General features: G+C 36.7%; 12 protein-coding genes. 5 read left to right on the top strand and 7 right to left on the bottom strand.

Annotated elements, in window-relative coordinates; genetic code table 11:
* Positions 1-9: 9 nt before the first annotated feature.
* The 5 genes from IEX65_RS22000 to IEX65_RS22020 form a co-directional block, all read right to left on the bottom strand.
* Positions 10-789 carry a GLPGLI family protein gene (locus IEX65_RS22000; protein WP_188769378.1) on the bottom strand — a complete coding sequence of 260 codons (780 nt, stop codon included), beginning with the start codon at positions 787-789 and terminating at the stop codon, positions 10-12.
* Positions 790-828: 39 nt separating this feature from the next.
* Positions 829-1,617 (bottom strand): GLPGLI family protein, encoded by a 789-nt coding sequence (locus IEX65_RS22005; protein ID WP_188769380.1) that lies wholly within the window; start codon positions 1,615-1,617, stop codon positions 829-831.
* A 164-nt stretch (positions 1,618-1,781) separates the two neighbouring features.
* On the bottom strand, positions 1,782-2,090 hold the full coding sequence (locus tag IEX65_RS22010; RefSeq protein ID WP_188769382.1) for a hypothetical protein: 309 nt from the start codon (positions 2,088-2,090) through the stop codon (positions 1,782-1,784).
* A gap of 172 nt (positions 2,091-2,262) precedes the next feature.
* The gene (locus IEX65_RS22015) at positions 2,263-2,583 is read right to left on the bottom strand and encodes a cyclic nucleotide-binding domain-containing protein (RefSeq protein ID WP_188769384.1); all 321 of its coding nucleotides are present in this window, start codon (positions 2,581-2,583) and stop codon (positions 2,263-2,265) included.
* Positions 2,564-2,839: a cyclic nucleotide-binding domain-containing protein gene (locus tag IEX65_RS22020; protein ID WP_188769386.1), complete on the bottom strand. Its 276-nt coding sequence runs from the start codon at positions 2,837-2,839 to the stop codon at positions 2,564-2,566. The genes IEX65_RS22015 and IEX65_RS22020 overlap by 20 nt, the downstream gene beginning before the upstream one ends.
* 197 nt (positions 2,840-3,036) lie before the next feature.
* Between IEX65_RS22020 and IEX65_RS22025 the strand changes: the two genes are divergently transcribed.
* The 5 genes from IEX65_RS22025 (at position 3,037) to IEX65_RS22045 (ending at position 9,048) form a co-directional block, all read left to right on the top strand.
* Positions 3,037-4,218, top strand: a complete 1,182-nt coding sequence (locus IEX65_RS22025; protein WP_229250831.1) for an MFS transporter — start codon at positions 3,037-3,039, stop codon at positions 4,216-4,218.
* A gap of 52 nt (positions 4,219-4,270) precedes the next feature.
* Positions 4,271-5,521 carry a helix-turn-helix domain-containing protein gene (locus IEX65_RS22030; RefSeq protein WP_188769391.1) on the top strand — a complete coding sequence of 417 codons (1,251 nt, stop codon included), beginning with the start codon at positions 4,271-4,273 and terminating at the stop codon, positions 5,519-5,521.
* Positions 5,522-5,617: 96 nt separating this feature from the next.
* Positions 5,618-7,345, top strand: a complete 1,728-nt coding sequence (locus IEX65_RS22035) for a T9SS type A sorting domain-containing protein (RefSeq protein WP_188769393.1) — start codon at positions 5,618-5,620, stop codon at positions 7,343-7,345.
* 117 nt (positions 7,346-7,462) lie between these two features.
* Positions 7,463-8,368: a YihY/virulence factor BrkB family protein gene (locus IEX65_RS22040; RefSeq protein ID WP_188769395.1), complete on the top strand. Its 906-nt coding sequence runs from the start codon at positions 7,463-7,465 to the stop codon at positions 8,366-8,368.
* A 53-nt stretch (positions 8,369-8,421) separates the two neighbouring features.
* Positions 8,422-9,048, top strand: coding sequence for a Uma2 family endonuclease (locus IEX65_RS22045; RefSeq protein WP_188769397.1), 627 nt, complete (start codon positions 8,422-8,424; stop codon positions 9,046-9,048).
* Between the two features lie 69 nt (positions 9,049-9,117).
* Here the strand turns inward: IEX65_RS22045 and IEX65_RS22050 are convergent, their stop codons facing one another.
* Both IEX65_RS22050 and IEX65_RS22055 read right to left on the bottom strand, forming a co-directional pair.
* Positions 9,118-10,602, bottom strand: coding sequence for a RagB/SusD family nutrient uptake outer membrane protein (locus tag IEX65_RS22050; RefSeq protein ID WP_188769399.1), 1,485 nt, complete (start codon positions 10,600-10,602; stop codon positions 9,118-9,120).
* 12 nt (positions 10,603-10,614) lie between these two features.
* Positions 10,615-13,785 carry a SusC/RagA family TonB-linked outer membrane protein gene (locus IEX65_RS22055; RefSeq protein ID WP_188769401.1) on the bottom strand — a complete coding sequence of 1,057 codons (3,171 nt, stop codon included), beginning with the start codon at positions 13,783-13,785 and terminating at the stop codon, positions 10,615-10,617.
* Positions 13,786-13,962: the final 177 nt, after the last annotated feature.

Below are 13,962 nucleotides of genomic sequence, written 5' to 3' on the forward strand. Positions count from 1 at the left end.
TGTGGGTCATTAGAATCTTTCAATAATATTTCTATTTAGGGGTTTGGAAATGGATTCTCCAACAGGATAAAACCCTTGACTCTGAAATACTTTCAAAGGGTTCTCATTTTCATCTTTTCGTAACTGTTTGAATTTTTCGTAAGTAATTTCAAATGTTGGGTCTGACCTTTCAAACTTGGGGAAATTATTCGCAAATTTTTCAAAACTTTCTAATTCAAAAGTATAATGATTTTTGGTATCAGCTATTTTTATGATGAGTCCAGGCAGCCCCCAAAATTTATGAGGCCCGTCAGAAATCGGAATATCGGTGCTGTACCAAGCTACATAATCTCGGCCTTCAAAAGTAGTGGTGGCTTTGACACATTTGTAGCCTTTGATGGTCGAGGTATCGGGGAGTAATTGCCAATTTAGGGAGTTTTTTTGAGAATAAACGTAAGTATTTGCAATAATTTGGGTCGGTACAACCATCATTTGGTTATTGTATGTTTTCTGGATATGATTTTTGAACGATGTACGTGGATAACTATCATTCATGACATCGTATTTACTAATTGTACCAGCGTTTACTAATCTAAGAATAGAGTCCTGCTTAAAATAGTTTTTGGTTGCATAAACCGAACCTTCGTTTGCTTTAATTATCAATAAACCAGACTCTGTTCTTACACTGCTGTTGGTAAGGTTTGAGATATAGGTTATTTTATAAGTGGCTTTGTAGGCTTGGGCGTTAGTGATGAACGAGTATAGAAAGAGTATGAGCGAAAAGTTGAATGTTTTGATGTTTTTTTTCATAAGGTGTGTGGTTTTCAATCACTATTCTTTGAAAATAAATCAATATCTTTCGATTGGATTTACTTTTCTTTTGTTTAACTGAATATTAGGGTTTTCACCATTGAAACTTATTACTTTAGTCCCTCTATTTTCTAATATCTTTAAAGGGTTTTCAATAAACTCCTTGTTTAAAGCTCTAAATTTATCATAAGTCACCTCAAAACTTTTTATAGTTTGATACGGTGTAGGGTACTGTTGTCCTGTATATTTTTCAAAACTTTCCAGTGTAAAAGTGTAATGGTTTTCAGTATCATAGATTTTAATAATCAATCCAGGAAGTCCCCAAAACTTATAAGGACCATCTGGAATTGGGATTTCAGTGGTGTACCAAGCTGTGTAATCTCTACCTTCGTAGCTGACGGTTGCTTTATTGCAAACGTAATTTTTAATTTTCAAAGTATCAGGGTGCAATTGCCAGTTTAGGTCATTTTTTTGAATGTAAATATAATTATCAATGGCGATTAGGTTTGATACTTTCATATTTCGTTCAGAATAGTTTTTTTGGACAAAGTGATTGAATCCAGTTTTTGGGAGTTTATCATTCATTACCTCATGAGGGTTTATGTTGTTTTCTCTTACATACTTCATTACAGAATCCATCTTAAAAGTATTTTTTGAAGCATAAGAGGAATTTTGGTTTTCATCTATAATCAGGATTGCTAACTCTGTCCTAATGCTGTTTGTAGCAAGATTTGGTATGTAATCGATTTTATAAATCGCTTTATAATCTGTTTCAAATGAAAAGAAAACAAATAAATAGTAAAGAGAATACATTATTACTTTATTCATGATTGATTAGAAAAGAATTACTACTATTAGCTTTGAGAAGTTTTTATTAAGAGAAAAGTAGTTTTATTTTTATTCAGTATTTGGTTTATTGTGTCAATAAATTTCCTGTTTGCCAAATATGAGAAAATAAAACTACTTTTACCCTCATGCATTATGAAAGAGGCTTACGGATAGCATTCACAATCATTATTGCAAAATACAGTGTCATAAAAACTGTAATAGAGCATTGTTTCGTCTGGTCCAAGTTGTTCTTCAAATGTACCACAAGCTGTACCACAACTTAGAACAAAGCATTCAACTACTTCAACTTTCTTCACTACATTAACGTTTGTAGCTTTTTTCTTTGTTTCTTTTCCTTGGTTTGTAAATGAAACTTCTTTCGATTTTTTACTGAAACTAACTGGCTTGGTCTCATTACCAAACGCCAAAGAAATAGATAGCACGAATGCTAAGGATAAAAAAGTTTTTTTCATAACTTTACACTGTTTTATGATTAAAAATGAAACACATAAGCCCCCACGATTCCGCCAAGTTTCATCGGGGGCTTACTTATTGCAAAGTAGAGCAATGTTTTTGAGAAATAAAAGTAGCCTAAACTACAAAAAAATGTAGCTCAAACTACAATTTTTCTTGGTGCGTAATAAACTAAATCTTTGCTCGTTTTGAGCGAATTTTACTCAACGTAACTCGGTGCATGTGCAGAAAAGTGGCAATATGCCTAACTGATACTCGGTTGGCAAGCCCAGCGTAGTTGTCATTAAACCATTTCCAGCGACTTTCGGAGTTTTGGCGAATCATGGCGTTATATCGCTCATATTTTTTGAGATTTTCTTCGAGCAACATCCTCCCAATAACATTTAGTTGCGGAAGTTCTACGTAAAGTTTATCAATATCGGTCTTCGTAATGTGCCAGAGTTTGGCATCTTCAATTACTTCTAAGGCAATTTCAGAGGGTTTTTGCTCCAAAAAAACTATCGACCAAATACTCAAAATTGTTTTCTGGCATGAGCCAATGCGTAATGGTGTTGTCTTGTTCTTGTTCTGAGAATTCCCTCAATATTCCCTTTTCTATGGAATAGAGTTTATCGTTAATTTCTCCGAAATTAACCAAAATTGTGCCTGGTGTATGACTTTTAGGCTTGAAATGGCTTAGAACTAATGTAATTTCAGCTTCTGTTAGTAAGCCAAAGCTATTGAAGAGTTCGTAAAGTGGATGTGTCATGTTTATACTCTATAATTAGCAAAAGTGTGAACTTTGGGCAAAAGTATAAAACGTCTCTTACTAACCAAAAAATTTCGACAAAGTATATACTTTCTTCGACGAATTTGATACCTGCTTTTTTGAAATTAAATGCAGAAAAATGAAAATTTATGGCATTTTTCTCTCAAATTTGTCTTTATAACCCAATATTTCAAATCGTGACTTCATCCTCAAAACGCCCAACCTATTTCTTAATCGTATTGGTTTTTGCCCAATTTGCAGGAACAACCCTTTGGCTGTCAGGGAATGCCGTATCTGCTCAAATCGAAGCCGAGTTGGGTGTAAAACTGGGCGGTTGGCTAACATCAACTGTTCAACTGGGGTTTATTTTGGGTACGCTACTCAATGCCATTTTTGCAGTGCCTGAGCGAGTGCTAAGTTCGAGGTTGTTTCTGTTTTCAGCAGTTTTTGGGGCTTTAGCTAATATCAGCATTGCAGCGTTTCCGCTGAATGTGCCATTGGTTTTGATAAGTAGGTTGTTTACTGGGCTTTTTCTGGCAGGAATTTACCCAATCGGGATGAAAATAGCCGCTGATTGGTATGGCAAGGATTTAGGTCGAGCAATGGGCTATTTGGTGGGAGCTTTGGTGCTGGGTAAATCATTTCCGTATTTGCTGAAAGGCATTAGTTTTGAGTTACCGTGGAAAGAGTTTTTGTTTTTAATAAGCCTCGTTTCTCTCATTGGTGGGGGGGGACTTTGGTTATTACTGCCAGACAAACCTTTGCCATTGCAACATAATCAGTTTTCTATCAAGGCATTAACCGTAATATTTAAGATTCCAAAATTACGTGCAGCTGCCTTTGGGTATTTTGGCCACATGTGGGAATTATATGCTTTTTGGGCATTTCTGCCTGCAATTTGGAAGGTTTATCTACATTTTCATACAGAGTATAATTTTAATGTACCAATTGCTACTTTTATTATCATCGTAGTTGGGTTTCTTGGTTGTTGGCTCGGTGGACTTCTGGCAATTAGAATTGGGAGTGGAAAAGTTGCCTTGTTTCAGTTAGCAATCTCACTTATTTGTTGTTTTATTTTACCCTTTGGAACGAAGTTTCCCTTACCAATTTTCTCAATCCTAATGCTCGTTTGGGGCATTACGGTTGTGGGCGATTCTCCGCAATTTTCTACATTAGTTTCAAGATTTGCCTTGGTTGAGCGTCGTGGCAGTATCATTACGCTCGTTACGAGTATTGGCTTTGCCATTACTATTTTTTCTATTCAACTAATTGATTTTCTGCTGAAGTACTTCTCTAATGATTTACGAATCTTTTGGGTACTTTGTCTTGGGCCTGTCTTGGGCTTGCTGACAAGCTACAAAAGGCTTTTCAATGAATAAATTACTATTTTTTGTTGAAAAATTGTAGCTTTGGTGATGCCAAATATTTACCATGAAAAAGTTACTTTTCTTTTTGTTGTTTTTATCTTTTTATTCAGTAAAAGCACAAATACAGATTAACTATCAAGATAACTCCCCAAAAATTGATGGCGAGCTAAATGATTGGCCGTCCGTCAATTATTCGTTTAAGCAAACTTCTCATCAAGTAAAATCGCCTAATGTGCTTCGCTATGATTTTGGTTTTGATGAAACATATCTTTATGGCGTTTTTCAAATAAAAGATAAACAACTTACCGACCTTGCCAAAGATAAAAACGGTAGCCCACGACTCACATTTAATGATGGAATTGAGTTTTATATCGATACCCAAAATAATAGTAAAACCGTAATGGATGATGATGATTATCAATTGATTATGGATTTTATGGGGAATCTGACGGTGTTTCGTGGAGGGGATAAATACCTCTTGAAAGTGGAAGATTATAAAGTGCCTAAAGATACCGTTACTAATCATTTTATTATGGATTTGGCCACAAGGTTTGAAGGTACTACTAATAACGAAGCTGATATTGACTCGGGCTATGTGATAGAATTTAGGATTTCGTGGGCCGCATTGGGTATTCGCCCACACGAAGGGCAAACTTTCAAGATTGATGTGTGTATAAATGATGCTGATGAGTATCTCGATATCAGACCTCTGAGTGAAGAAGACATGATTCCAAATTATGCTTTTGAGAGTATCAATAAAAAAACTGACTTTGGCTTTCCGAATAATTGGACAGCTACTTCCTTGCAAGGCTCAGCCTCGGTTTGGAAACAGGTGAGAAAGTTTTTTGAAAAGCAGTTTTGGATAGTTGTTCTTATTGTTTTTTTACTATTTATGGTATTGATAGTAAGGATTTTACGTAATCGGAAAGAGGTGGTTACAGTGCAAGAAAAAGTCTTTCAAGTGATTGGCGGAAACGAATATGTAGCCACAGATTCATTTCAGTCGAGAGCAACTAACTTTATCTTGAAAAATTTAGAAAAAGAGATTTTACCAACTAATCTTGCCGAGAACCTAAACGTTAGCCTAAGACAACTACAAAGACAATTTAAAGAAGAAACTAATGCAACACCCACTGATTTTATCCGAAAAGTAAAACTCGAAGAAGCTGCTAAAAGATTAGTTTTGGGCAATCAGACAATCTCCGAAATTGCCTATTCGGTTGGTTTTTCCGACCCTGCTTACTTTTCGAGAATCTTCAAGAAATATTTCGATAAAACTCCCTCTGAATTTCAAGAAAATGCTCAAAAAACATAGTTTGGCGTAATTGTACAAGCAATTGTCGCTTTTGTGAAAGACTTTTTTGTGAAGGCGTGCCAATTTCGTGGTCGAAAACTCAATCATTTACAAGTCATGAAAAACCTCTTTTTTCTTTTACTGATTGTTATACAAATAAGTTGTTATGGACAAACAATTCCTGCATTTCCTGGAGCCGAGGGCTTCGGTGCAAATGCCACAGGTGGGCGTGGTGGAAGTGTTTATTATGTAACAAATCTCAACTGTTCGGGCATGGGTTCGTTGCAATACGGACTCAATCAGTCGGGAGCAAAGTATATTTTGTTTAAAGTAAGTGGCGTGATTCCGTGTGCCGCTGAGGTTTTTAAAGGTGATGTAACGATAGCTGGGCAAACTTCGCCCGCTGGAATTATTGTGAGGGGAATCATTCTTGATGAAATCTATGAACAAAATACCGTTTCCAGAAATGTGATTATCAGACATCTACGTTCAAGACCGAAGCCCACACAAACCTTACCCAATCAGGGTTATGTACTCGATGATGGCCTTCGGCTCGATGGGGCAAGCAATGTGATTGTTGACCATTGCTCGTTTGCAAATGCCATTGATGAAAGTGTGCAGATTTCCCATTCTCGCAATATTACGGTTCAAAATTGTATGCTTTCCGAAACACTGGGCGAGCATTTCAATTTAGGGGGAATGTTGCTCAATTATTCAGTGACCAATCACCAGCAAGATAATATCAGTATTCACCATAATGTTTGGAATCGGATTGGGGGGCGTTTTCCCGAAATTTCTTGCGAGTCGCCTTATTGCAGTTCAAATCCGCTCAATATCGAAATCACTTCTAATTTATTTTGGGACCAGCAGATTCAGACGTGGTACAACTCTTGTACTACGGGTGGTAGCGATTGCAAAAACTTTAGATTGAACATGAATTTTACGAATAATTATTCGGTTGTTCGTAATGCTTATAATGGGCCATTGGCATCGGCCGATTTTCTGAATAATGCCAATAACAAACTGTATGTTTCGGGAAATAAGATGAACCGATATAATCAATATGCTGACTATCAGTTGTTTTATTGCTGCGATGATTTCAATCAAAATGTTCCAAATACTAATTTTGGTTCAGCACAAAAGCTGAGTACTCGCAATATATTTCCACTTATTTCGCCAACGTCGGCTACTGAATTAAGAGAATATGCTACTAAAAAAGTAGGAGCGTTCCCCCGTGACCCGATGGATAGAAGGTTATTTTCTCCAATCGTGCAGAATGTGATAAACCCGCAGCCAATCAACGGTACAGACTATTTCAATGATGCGTTTCAGTTAGATTTTACGACTCAGCCAGTCGCTCCAACCGATACTGACAATGATGGAATGCCCGATGCTTGGGAAACTGCCAATGGTCTGAATCCGAATACTCAAGACCACAACGGTACACAACTTTCAAAGAAATTTACAGGTATAGAGGGCTACACAAATTTGGAATGCTACCTCAATGAACTTTCTGATAAATTGGTGGGTAGCACAAGTATTATCATTTCACCGTCATCAACTACCATCACGAGCATTGAACTAAACTCTACGGAGAGATTTTCGGCCAGTGTTAGCCCGAATCCTGCTGATATGGGCATTAAAATTAAAGTAAACGGACACTTGGGAAATACTTGGCGATTTGAATTATTTGATGCTTTAGGCCGAGTAATTGCGGAAGAAAATAATATTTCAAGTCTCGAAAAAGACTTTTCATTACCCCGATTGATTCAGAGTGGCACTTATTTTGTCCGCATTTATTTGTCCGACACAATCATTAATCAAAAATTGTTAGTTATAAAATAAGTAGATTGTAAGTAAAGAAAAATATAGTTTTTAGAGTTTTAAGTGATTTAACAGTGAAAAAAAATGCTAAATTTGCTTAAAAATCCTCATCTTTGCGAACAAACGAATTACTTTTCCTTGAAACGAATCATTAAATTTCTCCAAAGCATTTACTTATGGGACACTACCGTCTCGCTGTATCATGTACTTAAAATCCTTTGGAAAAAAATCATCACTTTCGATATTGACCAGCGTGCCGCTTCGGTTTCTTATAGTTTTTTGTTGGCGGTTTTTCCTGGGGTTATCTTTTTATTTACGCTTATTCCTTTTGTGCCGATTGAAAATCTCGATGTCTTAATCATGAATTTCTTGCGTGATGCCATGCCGCGGGGAATTTATGAAAATACCTCGAATACGATTCAGGATATTGTAAGTCGCCGACGCAGTGATGTGCTTTCGTTTGGTTTTTTCTTTACGGTTTTTGCCGCAACCAATGGCATGATGGCCCTCATGCGGGCTTTCAATATGGCCTTGCAAGTACGTGAAAAACGTAGTTATCTAAAAGCTCGTTTCATCGCATTATTCCTGACTTTGCTGTTAATTGTAGTTTTGATTTCGGCCATTTTGGTCTTAATTGTCGGTACAATTATCATTGATTTTCTTTTCAGTAAAGGGCTTCTCAACGAAAACTTCAACTTCTATTTGTTGCAAATTGTACGTTATGGTGGTATCTTTCTTATTTTCTATTTGGGTATTTGTGCCATTTATTACTTTGCTCCAGCGGTTCATAAACGCCTGAGATTCTTTAATTTTGGTGCGTTGATTTCTTCGGTTTTGGGTATTTTAGTTACTAACCTTTTTTCATTTTATTTAGCCAATTTCAACTCCTATAACAAACTTTATGGTTCAATAGGCACATTAATTGCCCTTATGGTTTGGATTTATCTTATTGCCTTGATTCTGATTTTGGGCTTTGAAATAAACATTTCGGTACGTGATGCGTTGATTGTGCATGGAGCAAAAGTGGAAGATAAAAAAGAATGACTTCAATGAATTGTTTCTGATAAATTTCTATATTTGATAAAAAAACGAATACTATGGTAGTTGCTAAAAGCCTTCAAGAAACCATCATTGAACAGTTAAAGACAAACGAGCTGGTAAGTATTCCTGCTTCGGAAGAAGACTATTTATCAATTGCTTCTACTCTACCTTTTAAAGTAGAATACCACGCAAACGAAATCATTACTATGGGATTAGCTTCTTATTGGCACGAAACACTTGTTTCGACATTTATTGGTATATTTTATAATTTATTCTCAAACAGAGATGAGTTGAATATTTTAGCCAGTAACTCAGGTGTACAAATACCTAAATTTGAAGGAGGATTTTATATGCCCGATGTAATGATTATTAAAGACGAGCCTGTTTTTAAAGAGAACTCTAATGCTATTATTACGAACCCTTATATTATTGTTGAGGTACTTTCGCCCGCTACTTCTACGTTTGATGTAGAATATAAACTTCCCGAATACAAACACTTAGACAGCCTTCAACAAATTATCTATGTAAGTCCGAAGAAAGTGCTGGTTTCTACTTATACTCGTTCCGAAAATCCTAATATTTGGCTCAATCAAGATTTTCATAGTTTAGAAGATTTTTTCGTTGTAGAAGGTTTAAATGTCTCATTATCAGATGTTTACAAGAAAATAAAGTTTGAAAAGTAATTTTCAACCAAACAAAAAGAGTCCGTAAACATTTGCTTACGGACTCTTTTTGTTTGGTTATACAAAATCTTATAATGGATTCTGTATGATTGCTGGGTTTGACTGAATTTCTCTTAATGGAAACAAAAACTCCCATTGCTTATCACCAGCAGGAACATCATATAATACTGCTACTGAAGCAATTTGATTAGTTCCGTTTCTGTTCAAAGGCTGATTTAATCTTTTCAAATCAGTAAATCTTACACCTTCTCCCCACATTTCAACTCTTCTATGAAACAAAATTTCATCAATTAACGCTGTGCCTGTTGCTGTTGAGAGTTTATAACCAGTATCACGTTTGCTTATCAAATCGAATAATACTTTTGCGGCCTCTGCATTATTACCTAAACGTGCTTTTGCTTCTGCTTCTATTAAGTACATTTCGGCAACTCTCATATATGGTACATCGCCCATTGCTGATGTTGAAGGTGTACCTGGAAGTCTGAATTTTTGGTTCAAATATGGCACTCTTACACCACCCGTGGGTACAATTGAGTTAGCTGCAGTAGGAGTTTTTACCCACATTTTTGAACGAACATCAGTCGCAGGAATCTTATCATAAAGCAAATTATTAATTACTTTAGGGTAAGTTCTGATTACAGTGGAGTTATAATTACAAGAAATATATGAGTGGTAACCGCCAAAAAACTCTGATTGGTCTTCAAGGTGGTCAAAACCCCACATCCATTCTGGGTTTGTAATATCATAAAATCCTTCTTGGTATTGAGCTGCTGTCATAATACTTGAGCCTGTACTACGTGCTTCTGCTGCAAATTTTGCGGCATCAGCCCATCTTTGTTGCGTTAATGCAACTCTTGCTAAGAAACCTTTTACAACTTCAAGATTGATATGTGATTTAAAGTTTCTTGCTGATTTCAATAAAGAAGCTGCATCCGTAAGGTCTTTGTTGATTTGTGTATAAACATCTTCAACTGTTGCTCTTGGAAGGCCTTCAGTTGTTGGTGTAAGCACCAACGGCACACCTAATTGAGCATTTGGTTTTGCGGTAGCATCATAACGTTTGCCATATAACTGTACCAAATTAAAATATGCCCAACCTCTTAACGCCAACGCTTCTCCTTTTACTTGGTCTCTTTCGGCTTGTGTTCCTATGGCATTATCAATATTGGCAATTCCAACATTAGCATTTCCTATGACTCTATAATATAATTCATAAGGGAAACGAGCCATTGTTCCGACATCTGACCTATGGCTTGTCCATCTTGTTTCGGCCACGTGCCAGCTTGCAGCTGTTGTACCGATTATCATATCTTCACCCATGTGGTCTAAGATAATCATCATTGCAGGGTGTCCTGAATGTCCTTGTGAAGCAAGGTATCTATATATCATCGAACGGTAAATCCCATTAATTGCTGCGGCAGCATTTTTGGTCGTAGCATAGGCCGAGCCAGCATCAACGCTTTCGGTAGGAACTGTGTCAAGGTATGTTTTTTCGCATGAGATGGAAACCATGCTCAAAACTATAGCGAATAAAATTATTAATCTTTTTTTCATTGTTAATATCAATTAAAGTGAAAATGAAACACCTAATACTATTGATTTAGCAGGGCTAAAAGCGTTGCTTGTTACGCCATCGAAGTTTTGTTGAACGTTCATACCTTTTCTGCGAGAGAGAATAATGAAGTTTTCAGCACTTGCATAAATCTGGGCATTTTCTAAAAATACTTTTTTAGCTGCTCTATTTGGTATAGCATACGCTAAAGTTACAGTACGTACGTTTAGGTAGCTTGCATCAATTAACCAACGGTCAGAAGCAGCATCGAAATCAGCAGTACGGCCAGCATCCATTCTTGGTACATTCGTGATATCGCCAGGTTTTTGCCATCTGTTCATAATATCTACGTGTTTAGCATTATTATAGCCAGCACCCATCAAACTTGCATAGGCACCATCATAAGTTTTGCCACCTAATTGATAAATAGCTAAAGCCGATAATGAAAATCCTTTATACTTAAAAGTATTGGTAATAGCACCACTAATTAAAGGAATAGATGAGCCATTATAATGGAAACGAGCATTACTTACACTATTGGTAAGGGTATCACCTGTTTCTGTGATACGTGAGTTGGCAGGTACATAATTGATAGCTCTATATTCTACTACGCCTGTTTCAGGGTTTATACCTTTGTATTCTCTCAACCAATAATCAAAAATTGAAGAACCTTCTTTCAATTTTTTAGTCCCACTAATAATCTCTTTACTTGCATCAGGCATTTTTGTGATTTGGTTTTTCAATTTAGTTGCATTCAAATTGATATTCCACGAAAAGTCCTTGTTTCTTACGAGGGCAATATCTAATTCAAGTTCAACACCTTTATTAAACATCGTACCAATATTACGAGTTTGAGTAATGATACCTGCCGAAAGTGGTAAAGGCACATCAAAAATTAAGTTACTTGAGCGTCTATCAAAATACTCGATTGTACCATTGATACGGTTTTTTAATAAACCAAATTCTAATGCTATGTCAAAGGCATTGCTCGACTCCCACTCAAGCTCTTTATTTCCAAGACTTGATTGCAAAATACCCGCTTCGGTTGCATTATTATCACCCAAAGTATATAGTGGCTGCCAAGCATAACGGCTAATGTCTCCGTCATTACCCGTTTGTCCGTACGAGCTTCTAAGTTTCAAATTACTAATAAATGTGAGTTCCTTAATAAATGCTTCTTGGTCTAAACGCCAGGCTGCACTAACTGAGTAGAATGTACCCCAACGAGTGTCTTTATAGAATTTACTTGAACCATCTCTTCGAGCAGAGAACGAAGCAAAGTATTTTTCATTAAAATCATAGTTGACTCTTGAAAAATAACCCTCTACTCTTCTATCTCTTCTACGAGAGTCGAGATTGGTAGTTGTAGTAAAGTTTAAGAGTTCAACGTTACCATCCAAAATCTGACCTGACCTCGAACCTCTAAGTCGATTATCTGTTTCATTATAGTTTTCATGACCAAGCAGTACGCCAATGCTATGACTACCAAGCGACTTATTGTAATTTAATAACTGCGAAAGGTTATAACTCGTAACATTCTCAAATGTATGCGAAGCATTTCCTGATGGAGCAGCATCACCTACGATTGGGTTGCCATAAGTAATCGTGTTGATGTTTGTTAAATCTATGCCAAGGTTGGTAGTGAATTTAAAATCTTTCAAGAATGTAATATCAGCATATCCACGACCACCCAATACATTTCTACGGAAATAGTTTTGATTCAATAAAGTCTCAGCAAGCGAATGACGACCACCAAATACAGGTCTATTTGGCAAGCCAAAAGCACTTAAATTACCTATGTCATATCTTTTAGTGCCGTCTTCGTTGGTCAAAAATGAACCAGGGTTAGCAGGGTCAAAAGCATAAACAGGGTAGATTGGAGCCATACCTCTTGAGAAGAAGAATGGGTTTACAAATGATGTATTACCATCAGCATCTGCTTGATTTGATTTTGTGATTGTGGTCGAAAGATTCGAACCTACTTTAAACCAAGATTTTATTTGGTTGTTTACATTTAAACGAGCAGTGTAGCGGTCATAATCAGAACGAATCAAAAAGCCTTTGTCTTTTAGGTATGATAATGAAAGGAAATAATCTGATTTTTCGGATGAACCAGAGAAGTTAATGTTGAGTTCATCACGCACACCTTGTCGCACTAATGGCTTTTCCCAGTTCAAATCATCTGCACTATAAATCATAGTAGCACTCGGATTCAATTTACCATCAACACCAACTAACTGAGCAATCGGCACATTAAATACATTATAGGTTGCACCAGTGGTTGTATTAGTACCAATTATTCCTGCTAAGTTAGCTGAAGCATTGGCACTGGCTGTTGCAAGTGCAATAGGGTTCGTTGCTCTGTAAGCAAAGCTATTACGGTTTGCTTCCCACATCAACGGATAATACTCTGCTGCTCCAACTCTTTCATATTCTTGTAAGCCTCTACTATTGAAGCCTTTTGTGAATTTTACACTGATGTTGTTTTTGCCTTTTGCACCTTTTTTCGTTGTTACCATCACAACACCGTTGGCAGCTCTCGCACCATAAAGGGCAGTAGAAGCAGCATCTTTCAAGACCGTAATCGTTTCGATGTCATCATTATTAAGGTTGGCGATACTTGCACTATAAGGTACGCCGTCAACAACATAAAGAGGGTCATTTGAAGAAGAAATAGAACCGAAACCCCTGATTCGGATAGCAGGAGCAGAGCCTGGCTGGCCACTACCCACAGTAGTCTGTACACCCGCCGAAACACCTGCAAGAGCTTGGCCGATGTTCGTAATAGGTCTTGGGCCTATTTTATCAGCACCAATTGTAGCTGCAGAACCTGTAAATGAGGTCTTCTTTGCCGTACCAAACGTAGTTACAACTACTTCGCCTAAGGTTTCACTACTTGTCTCAAGGCTGACTTTGAGAGAGGTTTGATTACCAACTGCTACTTCTTGAGTTATAAACCCAACATAGCTAAATACCAAGCGTGCATTGTTTGGAACACTAATGCGGAAATTTCCATCGGCATCTGTATTTGTGCCTTTTGTAGTACCTTTGATAGTTACTGCTACACCCGGTAAGCCTGAACCATCATCTCCAATTACTTTTCCAGTAATGGCTTTCTCTTGTGCTAACGCTTGGAAGGTTAAGGCAACACAAAAGAAGAGAAACAATCGTAGATTTTTCTTCATAAAGTTTAGTTTGTGATAGTTATATAAAAAAGAATAAGCTACAAATATAGTTGTAAAAAAGAATATTTTGGTATTGCAATAGTTACAATTGCAAGTATTTCTTTAAAAAAACTACAAAAACCGAAATAATGACTGCCAAAATGCCCAAAATTGCTACGAAGAGAATAAGATTTTTTT

It is taken from the genome of Emticicia aquatilis, assembly GCF_014644295.1.
Classification (GTDB): Bacteria; Bacteroidota; Bacteroidia; order Cytophagales; family Spirosomataceae; genus Emticicia; species Emticicia aquatilis.

Coding starts and splice junctions, on each gene's coding strand:
- IEX65_RS22000 (WP_188769378.1), bottom strand. CDS start 789: ATGAAAAAAAACATCAAAACATTCAACTTTTCGCTCATACTCTTTCTA.
- IEX65_RS22005 (WP_188769380.1), bottom strand. CDS start 1,617: ATGAATAAAGTAATAATGTATTCTCTTTACTATTTATTTGTTTTCTTT.
- IEX65_RS22010 (WP_188769382.1), bottom strand. CDS start 2,090: ATGAAAAAAACTTTTTTATCCTTAGCATTCGTGCTATCTATTTCTTTG.
- IEX65_RS22020 (WP_188769386.1), bottom strand. CDS start 2,839: ATGACACATCCACTTTACGAACTCTTCAATAGCTTTGGCTTACTAACA.
- IEX65_RS22030 (WP_188769391.1), top strand. CDS start 4,271: ATGAAAAAGTTACTTTTCTTTTTGTTGTTTTTATCTTTTTATTCAGTA.
- IEX65_RS22035 (WP_188769393.1), top strand. CDS start 5,618: ATGAAAAACCTCTTTTTTCTTTTACTGATTGTTATACAAATAAGTTGT.
- IEX65_RS22045 (WP_188769397.1), top strand. CDS start 8,422: ATGGTAGTTGCTAAAAGCCTTCAAGAAACCATCATTGAACAGTTAAAG.
- IEX65_RS22050 (WP_188769399.1), bottom strand. CDS start 10,602: ATGAAAAAAAGATTAATAATTTTATTCGCTATAGTTTTGAGCATGGTT.
- IEX65_RS22055 (WP_188769401.1), bottom strand. CDS start 13,785: ATGAAGAAAAATCTACGATTGTTTCTCTTCTTTTGTGTTGCCTTAACC.